Source organism: Methanolapillus millepedarum, assembly GCF_032594115.1.
Classification (GTDB): Archaea; Halobacteriota; Methanosarcinia; order Methanosarcinales; family Methanosarcinaceae; genus Methanolapillus; species Methanolapillus millepedarum.
In genome coordinates this window covers 297,085-314,530 of record NZ_CP131060.1, presented here as the reverse complement: position 1 = coordinate 314,530, position 17,446 = coordinate 297,085, and the positions used below count along the sequence as shown (strand labels likewise).

Genomic DNA, 17,446 nt, shown 5'->3' with positions numbered 1-17,446 from the left:
AGTATTCAATTTCAAAAACACAGGTATACAATAACATACAAATACAAACATGATATCTACGTAATAAACATAGTACGTATGTTCGACAAATATTATGTTTATGACGCCTCATTAAAGTGGCATTTGTATTGCGGCTTTTCATGCCTTTATTGAACGGAATTATTGTGATTTTATGGCAGAGACACCTCGACCAGTTATCAATTATGAAGAATATCCCTTTTTACATGCGTATGAGACGCTCACTCGGTATTCGGACTGCTACCGGGAGATGGGACTTGGCGTTTACGGGCTTTTACGCCACGATTTGCAAAACTATTACAGCATCATCCTCATGTCTCTTGAGCTCTACCGTTTGAAAAATGATGAAAAATATTTGGATAAAATCTCGGAAGCCGCCTACAAAAGCTTGGAGTATATGTCTAAGTTTAAAGACGTGGAATACTATCTTTACAAAGGCGTCGTTCCCGGTATTTACTCTCTCTCCCATGAAATCGAAGAAGCTTTTTTGAAATATCCGGCGCTTTCTTTTTCCATTCAGGGGAATGATTATAATGTTTTAGCGGACCAAGCTTTAACAGTTATTTTTGAATTTTTATTTTCAAATATCGTCGCCTACGGCAACACCGGCGCGGAGGTTTCCATTTTCATCTCCGAATTTGTTGAAGACGGTGTCAAAAAGTGCCGCACGGATGTCACAAATATTGGAGACCCAATTCCGGAGCCCGTTCGTGGTTCCCTCTTTCTGCCGGGCGCTAAGGGCCCGAAAAGCAGCGGTTTTGGTCTCGGTCTTTATATTTCTAAAATTACGGCGGCACGCTATGGCGGGGATTTGATTTTAAAAGAATCAACGCCGGAGAAAACAACGTTCTCATTAATCCTTCCGGTCGTCGAAGTCGCGGAAAAATAATAAGTGTTAATAAAATAATGTTAAAATAAAATTATGTTATCTTTTCAATGAATGAAATGAATGTGAGAACTGTTTTCAGGTTCACAATTTATTTATAATTCTTGCTTTTTATAACGCTTTATTTTATCTTTGATTTTTTTCGAATTTTATCTGATTTTTCTTTCAGGCATTCGCAGGTGAATAAATTGGTACGCGTTTTAGCAACCGGAACTTTTGATATCTTGCATCCCGGTCACATTTCTTTTTTGGAGCAAGCCAAAGCGCTTGGGGATGAACTTTACGTAATCATTGGCCGGGACGCCAATATTTCAAATAAACCCAAGCCGATTATTCCCGAAGACCAACGTCTTTTGATGATTCAGTCATTAAAACCGGTGGACCATGCGATCCTCGGAAGTTTAACCGATTATTTCGAACCGCTTCAAATCATTCAACCGGATATCGTCGTATTGGGATTTAATCAGCAAATCGATGCGGTAAAACTGAAGAAAGATTTAAACGACCACGGCTTTTTCCCGAAAATTGTCCGGCTTTCGGAAGCGGACACCGGGTCGGTGGATGATATGTACAGCAGCCGGAAAATCATTGCCGAAGTTTTGAAAAAACGATGCTTGAAGGATTAACCCGCTGATTTTTAAGAAAAAAGAAAAAGAAGAACAAAGTTAAATTAATTTTTAACTTTGTCATCGTTGATTTTGTTTTTATTCGTGAGCAATGGAATGGTCACTTTTAATGTTCAAAATAGTCATTTTAAAGTTTAAGTATTGACCGGTCACTTCCGGTTTATTAAAGTCGACAACAATCGTCGTTTCGTTCACCGAAGTGACCGTTCCGACAACTGTTCCGGATTGAACCTTGGTTCCGACTGTAGGGGCAGATCCGAGCATTTCAACAACGTCTGCTCTTGTATATGAAATCACGAGCGATTCGTTGTACGGGTAAGCGTCTTCGGGGGCGACCCGCACTTCTTTTGTTTCGCCTTCTTTCATCCCGAGAAGCGCATTTTCAAATCCCGGAACCAATTTGTGGCTGCCGACGTTTTAGTCCGTGACCACGCCTGAATCGAAAACGGTTCCGTTGTCAAACGTACCGACGTATTCGACCGTCACGGTATCTCCAAGCTCAACCTGGGGCTCAACGGTATACGGGGTTGGATATAAAATGACAGCGATAATTCCGAAAATGAGAAGAAGAAGGAAAAAACCGCCGACGATATACATGACTGGGTTTACTTTTTTTGCCATAAGAATACCTAACTTTTTGGTTTAAAATAAAAATGAAATCAATATAACAATTTTGAGATAATACAAAAATCCGCTTCTTTTAAGACATTATTCGTGCAAGCAACGGAATTGTATAAACCGATTGTTTATGAAATAGAGTATCTCATTTAAAAAAGTTGCCATTTAAAAATACAAGGATGAATTTGAAAATTCACAAACTCGTTCAGGCGTATGTTTCAGCCCGTCTCCATTTGAATGGGAAGTTTTATATAATTTACAAGAAATATAAAGAGGATAATATTATTCATATTATATAATGTGCCGCCGGCAAAAAGCTGTCAAAGGCATACCGATTCGTCGGTAGACAAACATGTCGATTTTATTTTAAACAACCAAGGGTGTTTCTCCGTTGACTGACAATCCTTCAGATCATGAAAAAAAAGTTCCTGTTCCCAAACCATCTTATCTTCCGGGGGGGAAAAAAGAACAAATAATTGCCGGCGCGAAAGCCGGCATGAATATTGCCATCGGAAGTGTTCCGATTGCTTTAAGTTTTGGAATTTTGTCGGTGACCGGAAATCCGCCGCTGCCTCTTTGGGCGGCTCTTTTGATGTCCATTTTAGTTTATTCCGCCGCGGCTCAATTTAATGCGCTTGACATGCTGCAGGCCGGTTCAAGCGGCATTCAAATCGCCGTCACCACATTTTTCATCAATATCAAAAGCCTTTTGACCAGCACAACCGCCACTGAGAAGATGGACAAAGACATCAAACCGGGAATGCGTGCGGCCCTCGGGTTTGGAATTACCGACCAGACATTCAGTTTGCTGTCGACCAGCGATTCCAAAATCAAAGGATATTATGCGCTCGGTCTTGAAGGTGTTTCTTATGTTCTTTGGATTTTAGCGACGCTGATCGGCATATTGTTTGGCGGTTTAATTCCGGCGTCGATTTTAAGCGCTCTTGGAATTGCGGTTTATGCCATGTATTTGGTGCTCACCGGCGAGGAAATGTTAAAATTAAAAATCGTTTTGCTGATCTTTGCCGCCGCAGCCGTCATGAATTCTTTTGTCGGGGATATTCCGTTTTTAAGGGATTTGCCGTCCTCGTTTAATTTTATCGTCATTCCGGTGATTTGCGCGGCCATCGGCGCTTATTATATGGAGCTCAAAACCAAGAAGAATCCGAAAAAAGAAAACTCGGAACCGGCTGAAAAATCGCCGCTGTCGGGGGAAGCCCCACCGGCTGAAGGGGGGAGCTGATTTATGGTTTCATTCAGTTTGGGCGGTGTCAATTACGTCGCTTTGATGATCATCGCCATGGCCATCGCCACCTGTATTCCACGTATTATTCCGCTTTTTGCGATGCGGAATATCAAAATCACCGGTTATTGGGAAAATTTCTTTAAGCTGGTTCCGTACGGTATTTTGGGCGTCTTGACATTTCCGAAGATTTTCGGGTCAACATCAAGCCCCGTTTCCGCTATAATCGGGGGCGGTGTCGCTTTTGTCTTGTCTCTCTTTAAAATTAAAATGGTCTATATCATCATCATCAGTGTCGTGGTTGTTTTTATCGTCGAGTTGTTCCTACCGTCTGTCATTGGTACGTCTTCTTGATATTATTTTTTAATTTATTTCTTAGATATTTAGGTAAAATATTCAAATTCAAAAAAATCAGGAGAATCTTTTTGATTGATCAAATCAATGCCTTTTTGATAACCGTACAGCCTTATTTGCTCATTCTCTTCGTTTACGCGACGATGATTGAAATGGGCACGACTATGACGATTCACGATATTTTCAAATCGTTTAAAATGCCCAAAGTTCTGATTTCCGCTTTGGTCATCAACTTGGTTTTAAGTCCGATTATTGCGGTTTTAATCACTCAAATCTTTCAGACGCAGCTGGGCGCCACTTATCAAGCCGTTGCTTTGACTGCGATTTTAATCAACTTGATTGCGGGTGCGCCGGCCGGCCCGAAAAATGTTCAGTTGGCGCACGGTGACGAACCGATGTCCATCGCTCTTTTGGCCGTCCTTTCCATCGCGGTTGTCTTTATTGTTCCGTTTTCCTCCCACATTTTCCTGCCCGGCGATGTGGAGATCAATTCCGCGTCCATCATTGTCAATTTGGTTATTTTGGTTTTAATTCCCATGTCTATCGGCCTTATTCTTCACAGCGCGAAGCCGGCTTGGGCGGACAAAGTCAGAAAACCGCTTTCGATTCTCTCCAATTTGGGATTGGTCGGCGTGATCATTTCTTATTTGGTCCCCAACATCAACAACATTATCGAAGTCGGTCTTCTGGCCGGTCTTGTGTTCCTGCTCATCTTGTTCTTGAACTTCTTGTCCGGATTTTTGACCATCGGCAACAAACTTGAAAAGAAGACGGTGTCCATGATTACGATTGCCAAGAACTTTGGGGTTGCGCTGTCGCTTTCCGCATCTGTTTTTGCAAGCTACAATTTAACGCCTTATCTGATGACTTATGTCGTTATCATTTTGGTCTTTACAATTCCGGCTGCCCTTTTGATGAAAAAGTATGGTCCGGCGGAAGTGCCGGTTCCAAAGTAAAGTGTTAAAAAAGGTAATTGGCCATTGAAAATAAGACAAAATCATTGAAAATAAGATAATTTCATTGAAAAATAAGACAGTTGGTCATTGAAAATAAGATACCGGTCAATTTTAAAAATGGTCAAGTTTGAATTTGATTCAAACTTGATTTTTTATTTTTAATCGGTCAAATAAAACGAAAATCTCAGTCGCACTTGATTTCCTTTTTTAATCATCCTTGGATTTTTAACCGGAGTTCCTTGGCGTTTTTCACAACTTCGTTTTTTCCCATGTTTTTCGCAATCAGTTCCATGGCTTCAAGATTTCGGATCGAGTCTTCCAAATAGGAAAAGATGTCGCCGGCGTAAGCTGTTATTCCGTAATCATCCTCCAGCTTTCGAATAATTTCAATCGGTTCTAATCCTTTTGTCCGGAGAAGAATAATTTTTTCGGAAAACTTACGCTCCGCGCAGCCGCAATAAGGCGATTCTGAACACGCGCAGACAAACATGTCGGCGGCGAAATTGAGAAGCAATTTTTGGTACTTGGGACTCACGTCTTTCAGATTCTCGCCATCGAAAATGATGTCCATAAACGCGCCCTGAAAGACACGGGACGGCAAGTTCATCCGCAGGTCTTTTGAGATTTGGTCCGCGTATTTGAACGACGCTGCCGTGAAAAAATCAAGATTGGTGATGATGTGAAGCGGCGAAATCCCGGCCGTTATCGAATCCACAATCATGTAGGTTTTTGAGACCGATAAGAAATAGGCGGAAGCGATTTGACCAAGGCGGGTTTGTTTGACTTCTTTTCCGAGTTCGATAAATTTGTATTTTTGAAGTTTGATGAGCATGATGTTTTCACTAATGTCGCCAAACATGGATTTTTGAATTTTGGACAGGTCGGCGCGCGACGTTGTCACCGAAACGGACGCGAGAAGCTCTTCCAATTGTTCTTCTTCATCGTAATTGAATTCCTCTTCCAAAAGACCGCCTTTGAGAAGGGCAATGGCCACTTCTTCTTCCGTCCCCGTTGCGCCGGATGAGTAGGATTTTCCCGGAACCGGCATAAGAACGACAATTCCCCGGTCGTGATAATCGGGACGCCCCGCCCGTCCACTCATTTGAAGAAAGTCGGAAACGGTGAGCCATTCAATTCCCATCGCCATGGATTCAAAGATAACTTGAGACGACGGAAAGTCAACGCCGGCCGCCAAAGCCGCGGTGGTGACAATCGCCGCGATGTCGCCGCGGGCAAATTTGTTCTCAACGGTTTTTCGTTCCGACAAATTGAGGCCGGCGTGATAGTAAGCCGAATTGATTCCGTACGCGTGAAGGGCGGCAGAAAGGGTATGGCAATTGGCACGAGAATTGGTAAAAATAATCGTTTGACCTCGGTGGCCTTTTGACGATTTCATGTTGTATTCGTCTTGGATGAGTTGCGACATCAGTCGTATTTTTTCATCGTCCCGAGTAAAAATCAAGTGGCGCTCAATCGGAACCGGTCGGTGTTCGTAAACCACGAGTTTTGCGTCCAGCTTTTTTGCAAAATATTCCGGTCCGGCGACGGTTGCGGATAAGTAAATGAATTGTGTTTCCGGGAACAGGTAACGCAGGCGCGCAATCAGGCCGTCCAGGCGGTGGCCGCGGTCGGCGTCGGTCAGCATATGCACTTCGTCAATCACAACCGTTCCGACTTTTCCGAGGCTGTCGGCGTTTCCGAGACGAAGGATATGGTCGATTCCTTCATATGTTCCGACGATGATGTCGGAGTCCAATGTTTTTTTCATATCGGATGTGGATTTTGTTTTGATGAGTTCGGCACCGATTCGGATGGAGACGGACAAACCGATTTCAGAATACCGTTTTTTGAATTGGTCGTATTTTTGATTGGCCAAAGCCACAAGCGGAACCAAGTAAAGCATTTTTCCTTTGTCCGACAAATTGTTCTCAATGCCCGCGATTTCGCCGATCAATGTTTTTCCGGTGGCGGTCGCCGAGACGACCATTAAATTTTTGCCGTCCAAAAGACCGGCGTCAACTGCCAGCGATTGAACAGGAAGAAGTTTTTCGGATTTGGCGAGCAACAATTTTTTGAGCCGATTGTGAATTCGAAGTTTTTTGATATCGGTTTGCTTTTCGGAGCCGGCTGATTGGACGGTGTCGTACCGGGTGATTTCGGGGTCCAACCGGTCGGCGGACAGCAGGGACGCGGTTTTGTCAAAATCTTTGGTGCGCAGAAGCGTTTCATAAAAAAAATCAACGGTGGTATCGCCCATGTTTTGCCGGGAATTTTTAAGCACTTTTTTGAGTTCGTCTTTCGCGCAGTCCGGGCAAATCATTTCTTTGTGATAACGGACGGAGGATTTGTTGATAAAATTAAACCGTTTTTGAAGCAAACAGAAACGGCAGATGTTGACGAATTCGTATTTGAGTTGGTAGGCCAAAAGCATGTCCTGCAGTTCTTTTTCCTGCGCGGCTGAGCAGCCCGTTGCGATCATGATGCGGTTGGCTTTTTTAAGCAGATTAATGAAGTCTTTGGATTGAATGTATTCCTCACCGGAAAGCTCTTTTCCTTCCCGTTTGAGGACGCGGACCTTATGCGGCCGAAATCCCGCCGTGTTTTCTTTGAGCTCCAGCTCTCCGGTCCACAGCGGCTCCTTTTTTTTATCAAGAATGGTCATGACCGTAAACTTTTGACTCTTTCCGGCAAATAAAATCCACAACATCGGATAGAGAAAAAGAAAAGGATGATTAAAAACCTTTCATTTGTTTTTTTGTTTTTGTTTTTTATTTTTTTGTTTTGGGCGGGCGGCAGCGCGCGCTAAGGCGACACGTTTTCATTTCGAGTCAAAGAAAAAGGGTTCAATTTTTGAAAAATAAAGGGAAACAGACCACGCTTTTATGATGATGTCATGCAAACCGCCCCGAAAAATCAAACGCTTTGCGTTTGATTTTCTCGGATTTCGATGAATGCCGGCAGAGTTGGAAACAGCAGATACAAATTGGAAATAGAAACAGCAGATACAAATTGGAAATAGAAACAGCAGATACAAATCGGAAATAGAAACAGCAGATACAAATCGGGAATGAAAACAGAAGGTGCAAATAGGAAATAAAAACAGCAGATGCAAATCGGAAATAGAAACAGCAGATGCAAATCGGAAATAAAAACAGCAGATGCAAATCGGAAATAAAAACAGCAGATGCAAATCGGAAATAAAAACAGCAGATACAAATTGGAAATAGAAACAGCAGATACAAATTGGAAATAGAAACAGCAGATACAAATCGGAAATGAAAACAGAAGGTGCAAATCGGAAATGAAAACAGAAGGTACAATTAAAAAGTAAATGGCGGACGCGACCTCTGCTGAAAATCAGAACGTGTCTGCCAATAAAAATCCGCTTAAACAGACGCGAAACGCGTCTGTTTAAGCGGGGGAGGTTTCTTTTCGCCTTGAAAAACGTTTTATTTCGTTTTTCATTATTGTGACAGCTGTTGTTGTGGCTGTTTTATTTCATCTTTCGAATCTCATCCCATTTTTTGCCGGATGTCACCGCTTTGGCGATTTTAACGGCATCCAAGGGACTTTTTCCGTAGACAGCGTTTGAAAATGTCGCCACGAAGTGTTCATCAACCGCCGCGCCGCCGCAAGCCACGGGGACACCGGAAAACGCGATGCTTTCCGCAAGCGATTTAAGTCCTTCTTTGGTCGTGCTCATGAGGGATGTTCCGGTGATGAGGTCTATTTTTTGGGTTTTGACCAATTCGACGACATCTTCTACCAAAACATCGCGGCCCATGTCGATCACTTCAAAGCCGTTTGCGCGCAGAATGGCGGCGACGATGTTTTTACCGATATCGTGAACATCGCCTTCAATCACCAACGACGCGACTTTTCCGGCCGAAGGGATGTTTCCGAGTTTCTTTTGGCAAAGAACAACACCGGCAACCATGGCGTCGTTGGCGAGAAGAATCTCCGGAACGAACGCTTCGCCCATGTCGTATGTTTCGCAAACCACTTGAATGCCGGGCATCAAAGCGCCGACCACAACGTCAGTCGGGTTTTTGCCGGCGTCGAGAAGCTTTTGAGTCAACTTCGCCGCTTCTTCTTTGTCACCGTCGATGACGGCGTTTGTGAGCGCAGCTGCCGCCGGGTCTTTCGGAATATATTTCTTTCGGATTTCCTCAACGGTCGTTTTGGAAACGCCCCATTCTTTTACCTTTTCGCCGCGGCCGATTTTGATGCCTTCTTCAAGAAGTTCTTGGAATCGCTTCGGGTTTTTTTCTTTAAATTCAGTCAATTCAATGGTAGCGGTATCAATATGGCGGATCATTTGAAAACACCTCCGCAGTCAGAGCTGCTTTTATTGTTTTTGATTTGATATCTTCCGATTCCGACACCGATTTCCCGAATTGTGTCTTCAATGTCTCCGGCTTTGGGAACCGGCGTTTCTTTACACGCGCGGACATACGCTTTCAAGTTGTCAATGGATGTTCCAAAAGACACGTCGCAAGCGGTTCCGACAACATCTGTTCCCTGAAGGATGCATTCCCTGGTTCGGTTGTACACGTCTTGGGGCGTTCCGTTGGGCATCAAATCAATCACGTCCAAGCTTCCGAGAATCGACATACTGTTTCCGAGAACTTGCCGGCAGTACCAAACCGGAACGGCGTCAAAGGAAAAACAGTCCATACCGCTTTTTTTGACGTAGGGCAGCAATTTGCTGGTGTTGCCGCACATGTGGAGAATCTTGGGCGCGCTGACTTCGCGGGCCATTCTTTGGTGGGCCGGAAGCACGAATTCTTCATACGTTTCCCCGGAAATCAAATCACCCGATGCGGACGGGTCGGCCGGGAACAAGATGTGAGCGCCTGCTGCCACTTGAAGTTTGCCGTATTCAATGACAAAATCAGTGGCTGCGTCAATGAACGCGTGCGCTTTTTCCGGGTTTGTCCGCGTCCACCGGACCAGATTCTCAACGCCGGCAATGTGTCCCGCCACCGTAAACGGCGCGGTGATGACCGGAATAATCGGAAGCATGCCGCTGTAGCGTTCCCGAAGGATGGAAATCGCTTCCAGCACAACCGGAACTCTTTTGGCGTTGGCCAAATCGTCCGCCCACGTCACTTCTTTCGGGTCGGTGTAGGCATGAGCGGCCACCGGCGGACGGTCCGGTTTGTTCCAATCCAGCGGGCAGCCGAGAACTTCAGCTTCCAGCGAGATGTCAAATTGGGGCCGGGCAGCTTCGATACCGCAGACTTCGTACGGCGCGGCGGCGAGGTCTGCCATCATTTTCGCATCATAGTGCGCTTTCGGCCATGAAGCGTTTACATGTTTCATCAGTTCAACTGTCGTTTGTGCAAGCGGATTTGCCGGCGGCACATAGTCCACACGTCCGCCGAGAACGGCTGCAAGAGCCCGTCTCGTCGGCGTCATTTCGGATACCATTTTTTATGTCTCCTATTTCTTTAAACCTGTTTTTAAACCATTTCAGTTTTTTATCGTTTTTTTAAAACACACTTTTAAAAACACACACCGGCAGATTTTGCCGGTTCTTATGAATAGGCATGATTGGTATATATTGTAAACCTCTTGTAATTTGAAATAAATTAAAAAAGAGATAATAACCAAAAAAAAGCCGCACAAATTTTGTGCGGCTTCAGATTCCTTTTTTGATTTTATTAAGTCTTTATATTTTTTCATTTATTAAGAATTTATTATTTTAACCATTTTTATTATCTTTGATTTTATTTATTGTTTTTATTTTCACTGATTTTACTTTTACCGATTTTATATTCACCGGTTTTCAGATTATTCTTACTCTTCTTTCGGATTTTTAAAGAATACCGCAATCAGGAAGACGACAAAAACCATAAATCCGATTAAAATAACGGCCAGCAAAAACGTTTGGTCGAAATTAAAAATAGATTCGATGTCGGTATACCAAATATACACGAAAAGGAAGGCTAAAATCGCAAGGAGCAAGACGGATATCGTGAGAGCCGTTTTTTCGGCTTCGAAACGTTCTTTCAGCGTCGGCTTTGGCGCTTGTTTTTTGGCGTATTTGGCGGAAGACTTTGATTTGGACGGCTTTTTGGGTCCGCTTTTTTCGCGCTTTCCTTCCCAGTCGTCGCGCACCTTAAAAACCGGCGGCTTTTTGGTCCGCTTGGTCACATCGTCGTCTTCGTCGCTTTTCACAAGAACGCGTTCCGGGACGCTGGCAATCGGCGGATTGTTGGATTGAATAATCGGCGCGGGCGTATCACCGCGGGCAGCGGCGCGGCCAAAGTCGGTGGGGCCGGTTCCTTCAAGTCCGATGACGAGTTTAAATCCTTTCTTTTGAGCGCCGTAACCGGTCACCACATAGAACATGCCTTCAGCAACCGGGATTGCGTTATACGGCACTCGGATCACGATTTTGGCGTAAAGGTTGTTTTGAACGTGATGTTTGCTCGGCGCCAAAATCAAATAGTCTTTGATGGAATCGTCCGGCAAAAACGTAATGTAAGTCGGCGAACTGAAATTTTTGACAAAAACCTGAAATTCACGGTCTTCGCCTTTGTAAAGCGGCACTTCGATTGTGTCGTATTTGAACTCAATCGAGTCCATGGACTGCCGTCCGATGTAAATGTCTTGAAGCACTTCTTTCATTGAAAATCCCTGAGTGGCGTCTTTGTGTGAAAATAATAACAAAAATAAAGATCCATAAAATTTTGAAGATATGAAATTATTCTTTTAATATATCCTGTGTGTTAATAAAATTTATTGATAAATTGTGAATATTTTCAATTAACAAATGGAAATGAAAAATGACGGATGAAAAAATGAAAACATCCGGTTGGACGTCGAATGGCGTTTTTAAAAAAGTGATGTCATAAAGCGCACGCATGCCGGCGCCGCAAAAAAATAAGATAAAAAATAAGATAAAAAATAACAAAAATTCCATCAAAAATCCCGCATATCCGGCGGCAACAGATTCGGAATCTTATTTTCAACCGGATAGTAAATCAAACAAGCCGGACAATACAGGTTTCCCGAAATAATTTCCGTTTTATCCGCGTTTTCGATTTCCGGCTTAACTGTCAGTTCCCCGCGGCAAACGGGACAGACAAAAAGACACAAATTTTCTTTCTTCACGTTTTTTCCTCAATTTTACGGACTCGTCAATTGTTTTGTTTTATTCGCTCACTATTTTTTACTTTTAAACAGCTCCCGCAAGGAACAGCCGGTAGATATTGTAAATGCCCAGCGTCACCATGCCGACGGCAATCGCGGCCAAGAACAAGCCCAGTAGGCGCGTAATCACGAGCGTGCCGGTGTAGCCGAGGTATTTGCTGATTTTTCGGGAAAAGAGAAACCCGACGTAAGTGATCGCAAAAACCAACAGAATGGAAATAATAATGACCGCGCCGCTTGCCAAATCCTGACTGCCGCCCATCAGAACGATGACCGTTGAAATCAGTCCCGGACCGCAAAGAAGCGGAATCGCGATCGGAAATATCCAAAAGTCTTTGTCTTGGGATTCGTCGATTTCGGCTTGCGTCACATTTTGGTTCATCTTAGCCGTCATCATGTTGTAACCGATGGTAAAGAGAAGAATTCCGCCGGCAACCCGAAGCGAATCCACGCCGATTCCGAGAAATTCAAGAACGTAAGAGCCGGCAATCGCAAAAAAGATGGAAACGCCCGTCGCCAAAAGAACCGACTTTTTGGCATATACGTTTTTCATTTTTTCCGGATAACCGCTTGTCATCGACACGAACGTAAACAAAGCGTTAATGGGGTTGACAATGACGAAAATCGCCGTAAACGCATACAGGAAAAAAGAAATAAGCGTCACAGCATCCATTTGAAACAACTCTTTATCATTACTTATTTTATTCGTTTTATGAGATAATATTGGAGTATGAATAGGATTTTGTATATATAAATGATTGGAAATTTTTGTTGTTTGTTTGTTGGCACCGCCGCCACGCGCGTTAAAGCGACACAATTTTAAAAATAATAACCAAAACCGATCTCCGTCTTTTTAAATTCTCGTCAAGACAAATTTATCCGACAATGTTTTTGATAAATGGTGTTCTTCACCGCACTGCGGGCATTTCACCGGGTCGCCAAGTTCTTTTTCGATAATGTAAATCCAATTGTTGCATTTTTTACATTTTCGAACAAGATTCATAAGCAGCCCCGATTTTCTGTATTCAAATTGAAAATTACTTTAAAACAATCATTATGCCGTATAAATCGGAATCGGGTTTTGGCGGGTTTTTCGGGCTTCCATGGATGATTTTTTCCTCCGGGTAACCGAGTTCTTCCAAAGAATAAACGTCCGCGTCGATTTTTTCGGCGTCCAAAAGCGCGCACACATCCGCTGCCCCAAACTTTTCATCCGGCAGCAAAAAGATGTTCTTGCCGGTCTTGATTTCCCGAAGCAATTCGTTTTTCGCAAGGCCTATGTCATCGCGTCCGTGTGCCGTAATGCAATAAAAATTCGTCAAATTCACATGAAGGCGGGAACAGGCAATTTGAAATGAGGAAATGCCGGGAATGACTGTGTCGCCCGGTGTTGCAAATTTCCCGAGACCGGAAAACATCGGGTCGCCGGTGGACAAAATGACGGCGTCTTTGGGAAGCAGATGCAAGTTTTTAAAACTTTTAAGCGCCTCAACCGGCGTTCCTTTTTGAATGTATTTTTGAGCGATTTCAAGCGCGCGCCCGGAACCGTAAACAACGGACGCGTTTTGAATCGCTGAAATCCCTTCTTCCGTGAGCATTCCGGGACCCACGCCGACGCCGACCACAATCATCCTTCATCCTCTCATTCATTTATTTTATTGTTTCATCAAATAATCAAATTCGCCTTTGCTGTCAAGAAGCACAAGCCCGTCGCGCTCAATCACGACAATCCGGGCGCCTTTTCCTTTTTTGACCGCCATGTCAAACGCTGTTTGAATCCGTTCGTTTTTCGGGTCTCGCTCAATCATTTCAACAACGGTCGCAAACGCGCTGTCTTTCATCATATTCGGGTTTCCCCATTTGAGAACAAGACCGGGAAGTCCCGACACGACAATTTCTTCCGCGTTTTTGGCGGCGTCGATTCCTTCCGAAATCCGGCTGCCGACCATAATAATGTCGTAGCCCGGAAACAGCATGCTGGAAATGCTCATTCCCTGCCGGCCCGTCGTCAGCACCAGTTTTTTGGATTGCTGAATCAATTCATCTTTCATGTCGCCCAAGTGGTCGTTCCACGGCTCAACAAAACCGGTGGTTCCGAGTATTGAGATTCCGCCGCGGATGCCGATGCGGTCGTTTAAGGTTTTTTTGCTGAGCTCAACGCCATCCGGAACGGAAATGATGACGATCAAAACCGAATCGGAATCCTCGCTGCAAATCTTTTCAAACATTCCGATTTCTTTCAGCGCTTCTGCCGCTGATTCCCTGATTTGATGAAGCGGTTTCGGGTTAATCGCATATTCGCCGGCCGGCGTTTCAAATCCGACGCGTTCGATAACGCCGACGCCGAGACCACCGGTTACAATAATATTGGAAACCGCTTTTTTCAAAATAACCGGTTCAACGGCCTTTTTTGAAACGATACGCGCGTCCGCGCAAAATAAAATGTTTCGGGTAATGTCGGATTCATGATCGTTCCCGACTTTTCGGACGCCGGATTTTCCGCCGTTGGCAAACTCAATTTTCATTTCCGCTCGAAGACCAACCGGGGTCGGAACAGACACAATGGTTTCGGGATTAAGTTCTTTTCCGAGAGACAATACGGCGGCCTTGGCAGCGGCGGCGGCGGTCGTTCCGGTCGTAAATCCGCGATTTAAAAAAGACCCGTCGCTTAAAACGACGGCAAGCCCCTTTGATACCAATTTTTCAAGTTCGTCCCGTGAAAGCGGCGACTTGGCCAGCCACTCCTCGGGAATTTCAAAATCATTGACGGGATCTTTCATAAAAATCATAGTGTCGGCATTTTATAACTCATTGCTTTTTCTTTTCGTTCGCGATCGCCACAATTTCGTTGACGCAGGCCACCGCCATCGGTGTTCCGCCCCGGGTGCCGACGCACGTAATCGACGGAACCGGAATGTCTAAGTCGCGCACCATTTCTTTAGATTCGGCGGCGTTCACAAACCCGACCGGCGTTCCGACAATCAAAGCCGGACGAAGTCCTTTTTCAACCATGCGGCAAACGATGATTGCGGCCGACGGCGCATTGCCGATCGCGATAATCGCGCCATTTAAACGGTCGCGGCAAGCTAAAAATCCGGCGGCGGTCCGCGTGATTCCGTATTGTTTCGCGATTTCGGCGTCTTTGTCTTCATCAAGAACGCAAATCACATCGCAGTTGTGTCCCATTTTCGTAATGCCGGCTTTCACCATGCTGATGTCCACAAAAATCGGCGCGTCCTTCAAAACAGCGTCAACGCCGGCATCAATCGGATTGTGCCTGAATTCCATAATTTCCGCGACGGAAATGTCACCGGTCGCAACGGCACAACGCTGACGGATTCGGTCTTCCGGCGTATTGTTTCCGACAACGCCCTGGATATATGTCCGGCTTTTCATGTAAATGGTTTTGGCCTCGTCGGTACTGGCGCCGAAATCGGAACAGGATTTGATAAATTCGGGGTCAATTTCAATGGAAAACGATGCCAATTCGTCCAATGTTCCGTATTCTTTGTTTTTGTCCTTCAGTTGTGCCATATTTTCTCCTCAATTGAATCATTTTAATTTTTTGAATAGATGAATCATATTTTTGAATAATTAACCAGAGATATTCATTAAAAGTTAAATATTAAATCAGAAAAAGTATCTTTAAAAAGTATCATTTTTCAAAAAAAGATCTGAGTTAAATCAGATACTTTTTATTCGAATTAATTCCTAATAAGTTTTATCCTTGTTTTCTGTCATATCAACAAAAACTTAAAATTTCGGATTTGTCAAAAGTTTGCCATCGGAACTGAAATCCAAATCCGAAATCAGGAATTTAGAGTCCGGTTAATATTCATACTTCTTTTGATATCCGCGCGGCGTGATAATTTTGTCGCCGTGCGGGCTTTTCCAAATGCGGGAGTCGACGTTACAAATGATGATCGCGGTTCTCATGTCCACCCAATCGTTATAATTCAAAACATCGCCGAGCGTTGTCACAATAATTTCCTGTTCATCGCCCCGGAGCGCGTTTTTCACAAGGCCGACCGGAACATGCGCCGGTTTATATTTTTGAATAATCTCAATCGCCCGCTCAAAATTGGATGTTCTTTGCCGGCTTTTCGGGTTGTAAAGCGAAATGATAAAATCAGCTTGCGACGCAAACGACAATCTTTTTTCAATGACGTCCCACGGTGTCAGCAAATCGCTGAGGCTGATCGTTGCCGCATCCGTCACAACGGGCGCCCCCAGAACACTCGCGCTTGCCAGCATCGCCGTCACGCCCGGAACCACTTCGATGTCCACATCCAAATTGTTGCGCTCCGCGACTTCAATCACAATGCCGGCCATGCCGTAAACGTTGGCGTCGCCGCCGCTGACCATGACTGCCACATGGTTTTCCGCCATCTTGACGGCTTCTTTGGCCCGGTCCACTTCCTGCCCCATACTGCTTCTGTATACGTTTTGATGGGTGATGAGCGATTCTATTTGATCCAAATACGTATCGTTCCCGAGAATGTAGTCGGCGTTTTCAATGACATTTTTGGCGTGAACGGTCAGCTGCTCCACAGACCCCGGTCCGATGCCGACGATGTACAACTTTCCTTTCTTACTTTGATTGTTATTTTGCGATGGCAATGGTAACTCTCCCATAGACTTTTTTCTTAAACACAAGTTGACGACATTTTGATAAAGCTAATGCGGCGGGCTCGGCCACGCCTTTTAAACCAAACCGGGACGCTTCGGATTCCGATTCCGGTTCGTATTTGTTAATGACATCGTCCGGCAAAAAACGGATTTCTTTGCCGAGCGTTTTGGCGGCGGACAAAAGTCCCGCTTCGTTTTCTTTCAACGTTGACGAAGCCAAAAGCTCAATATTTTCGGGCTGAATTCCGGCTTCGGATAAAGCGGCGGCGACGGCGTCCAAAACTTCCGGTTCGGTGACTCCGCGGCGGGTGCCGATTCCCATAATCATGCGAATCCCCGGTTTTTCTTGTCCCGTTCATCCGATTGATCCACGGATATTTTTTGGCCGTCTTTTCTTTTGACAAGAACGGAAACGTCTTCGTCAACGACAATGATTTTCGGACCCGATATTTCCAAGACGTCAACGTCGCCGTCTAGAAGGGCGCTGTTGACAGCAATGGTGGATTTTTTATTTTTGACGACACAGTTCAATTTATCGGCAATTCCTTCCACGGATGGTTTTTGATGAACTTCGGTCGCGGTTGTAATGACCGGAATCACGCCGATTTCCGAAAGCCGGCGGACGGTTTCGTTGCCGCCGTGGTGTCCGCCGAGAACCGGAATCGCGAAATTCAGGCCCGAATCGACGACAACCAATGCCGGATCGTCCCATTTGCTGCCCAAATACGGCGCAATTTCGCGAACGGCAATGCCGGTCGCAAAAAGGGCGACAACCACATTGTATTTTGAGAAGATGTCTTTAAAAATGCCTTTCTCATAAAGGACAACATCGCCGCTGAGATGAGCCGCCACTTTTTTTGCGGCATCCCTGTTTCGCTCAAATGTTAAAACGGCGATTTTTAAATCCATCTTTATTCCCTTCGTTTCTTATTTAATCCGAGAAATTTGTTTGATT

General features: G+C 44.7%; 19 protein-coding genes and 1 pseudogene. 5 read left to right on the top strand and 15 right to left on the bottom strand.

Features of this window, described 5'->3' with window-relative positions:
- Positions 1-172: 172 nt before the first annotated feature.
- Positions 173-907, top strand: coding sequence for a sensor histidine kinase (locus MsAc7_RS01565; protein WP_338102855.1), 735 nt, complete (start codon positions 173-175; stop codon positions 905-907).
- A gap of 185 nt (positions 908-1,092) precedes the next feature.
- Complete coding sequence (locus MsAc7_RS01560) at positions 1,093-1,530, top strand: FAD synthase family protein (protein WP_338102854.1); 438 nt, start codon at positions 1,093-1,095, stop codon at positions 1,528-1,530.
- 78 nt (positions 1,531-1,608) lie between these two features.
- Here the strand turns inward: MsAc7_RS01560 and MsAc7_RS01555 are convergent.
- Both MsAc7_RS01555 and MsAc7_RS01550 read right to left on the bottom strand, forming a co-directional pair.
- Positions 1,609-1,932: pseudogene (locus tag MsAc7_RS01555) on the bottom strand (FKBP-type peptidyl-prolyl cis-trans isomerase); the annotation flags it as partial.
- A 15-nt stretch (positions 1,933-1,947) separates the two neighbouring features.
- Positions 1,948-2,151, bottom strand: coding sequence for an FKBP-type peptidyl-prolyl cis-trans isomerase (locus MsAc7_RS01550; protein WP_338102853.1), 204 nt, complete (start codon positions 2,149-2,151; stop codon positions 1,948-1,950).
- 388 nt (positions 2,152-2,539) lie between these two features.
- Here MsAc7_RS01550 and MsAc7_RS01545 point away from each other — a divergent pair, with 388 nt between their 5' ends.
- The 3 genes from MsAc7_RS01545 (at position 2,540) to MsAc7_RS01535 (ending at position 4,701) form a co-directional block, all read left to right on the top strand.
- Positions 2,540-3,391, top strand: coding sequence for an AzlC family ABC transporter permease (locus tag MsAc7_RS01545; protein WP_338102852.1), 852 nt, complete (start codon positions 2,540-2,542; stop codon positions 3,389-3,391).
- Positions 3,392-3,394: 3 nt separating this feature from the next.
- Positions 3,395-3,745: an AzlD domain-containing protein gene (locus MsAc7_RS01540; protein ID WP_338102851.1), complete on the top strand. Its 351-nt coding sequence runs from the start codon at positions 3,395-3,397 to the stop codon at positions 3,743-3,745.
- 71 nt (positions 3,746-3,816) lie between these two features.
- On the top strand, positions 3,817-4,701 hold the full coding sequence (locus MsAc7_RS01535) for a bile acid:sodium symporter family protein (RefSeq protein ID WP_338102850.1): 885 nt from the start codon (positions 3,817-3,819) through the stop codon (positions 4,699-4,701).
- 211 nt (positions 4,702-4,912) lie between these two features.
- Here MsAc7_RS01535 and MsAc7_RS01530 read toward each other — a convergent pair whose 3' ends face one another.
- From MsAc7_RS01530 to MsAc7_RS01470, 13 genes are all read right to left on the bottom strand, one after another.
- Positions 4,913-7,363, bottom strand: coding sequence for a DUF5814 domain-containing protein (locus MsAc7_RS01530; RefSeq protein ID WP_338102849.1), 2,451 nt, complete (start codon positions 7,361-7,363; stop codon positions 4,913-4,915).
- 831 nt (positions 7,364-8,194) lie between these two features.
- Entirely contained in the window at positions 8,195-9,019 is an 825-nt protein-coding gene (locus MsAc7_RS01525; RefSeq protein WP_338102848.1) for a cobalamin-dependent protein, read from the bottom strand.
- Positions 9,016-10,134 carry an MtaA/CmuA family methyltransferase gene (locus MsAc7_RS01520; RefSeq protein WP_338102847.1) on the bottom strand — a complete coding sequence of 373 codons (1,119 nt, stop codon included), beginning with the start codon at positions 10,132-10,134 and terminating at the stop codon, positions 9,016-9,018. The genes MsAc7_RS01525 and MsAc7_RS01520 overlap by 4 nt, the downstream gene beginning before the upstream one ends.
- Before the next feature lie 369 nt (positions 10,135-10,503).
- Positions 10,504-11,337, bottom strand: a complete 834-nt coding sequence (locus tag MsAc7_RS01515) for a hypothetical protein (protein ID WP_338102846.1) — start codon at positions 11,335-11,337, stop codon at positions 10,504-10,506.
- A gap of 294 nt (positions 11,338-11,631) precedes the next feature.
- Complete coding sequence (locus tag MsAc7_RS01510) at positions 11,632-11,823, bottom strand: Trm112 family protein (RefSeq protein WP_338102845.1); 192 nt, start codon at positions 11,821-11,823, stop codon at positions 11,632-11,634.
- Between the two features lie 64 nt (positions 11,824-11,887).
- Positions 11,888-12,535 (bottom strand): MarC family protein, encoded by a 648-nt coding sequence (locus tag MsAc7_RS01505; protein ID WP_338102844.1) that lies wholly within the window; start codon positions 12,533-12,535, stop codon positions 11,888-11,890.
- 180 nt (positions 12,536-12,715) lie between these two features.
- On the bottom strand, positions 12,716-12,865 hold the full coding sequence (locus tag MsAc7_RS01500; protein ID WP_338102843.1) for a hypothetical protein: 150 nt from the start codon (positions 12,863-12,865) through the stop codon (positions 12,716-12,718).
- 34 nt (positions 12,866-12,899) lie between these two features.
- Positions 12,900-13,493 (bottom strand): cobalt-precorrin-7 (C(5))-methyltransferase, encoded by a 594-nt coding sequence (locus tag MsAc7_RS01495; RefSeq protein ID WP_338102842.1) that lies wholly within the window; start codon positions 13,491-13,493, stop codon positions 12,900-12,902.
- A gap of 24 nt (positions 13,494-13,517) precedes the next feature.
- Entirely contained in the window at positions 13,518-14,642 is a 1,125-nt protein-coding gene (locus MsAc7_RS01490; protein WP_338102841.1) for a cobalt-precorrin-5B (C(1))-methyltransferase, read from the bottom strand.
- A gap of 28 nt (positions 14,643-14,670) precedes the next feature.
- Positions 14,671-15,396 (bottom strand): precorrin-8X methylmutase, encoded by a 726-nt coding sequence (locus tag MsAc7_RS01485; protein WP_338102840.1) that lies wholly within the window; start codon positions 15,394-15,396, stop codon positions 14,671-14,673.
- 294 nt (positions 15,397-15,690) lie between these two features.
- Positions 15,691-16,497: a precorrin-3B C(17)-methyltransferase gene (gene cobJ / locus MsAc7_RS01480; protein ID WP_338102839.1), complete on the bottom strand. Its 807-nt coding sequence runs from the start codon at positions 16,495-16,497 to the stop codon at positions 15,691-15,693.
- Complete coding sequence (locus MsAc7_RS01475) at positions 16,466-16,819, bottom strand: cobalamin biosynthesis protein (RefSeq protein WP_338102838.1); 354 nt, start codon at positions 16,817-16,819, stop codon at positions 16,466-16,468. The genes cobJ and MsAc7_RS01475 overlap by 32 nt, the downstream gene beginning before the upstream one ends.
- Positions 16,816-17,400, bottom strand: coding sequence for a cobalamin biosynthesis protein CbiG (locus MsAc7_RS01470; protein WP_338102837.1), 585 nt, complete (start codon positions 17,398-17,400; stop codon positions 16,816-16,818). The genes MsAc7_RS01475 and MsAc7_RS01470 overlap by 4 nt, the downstream gene beginning before the upstream one ends.
- Positions 17,401-17,446 lie beyond the last annotated feature (46 nt).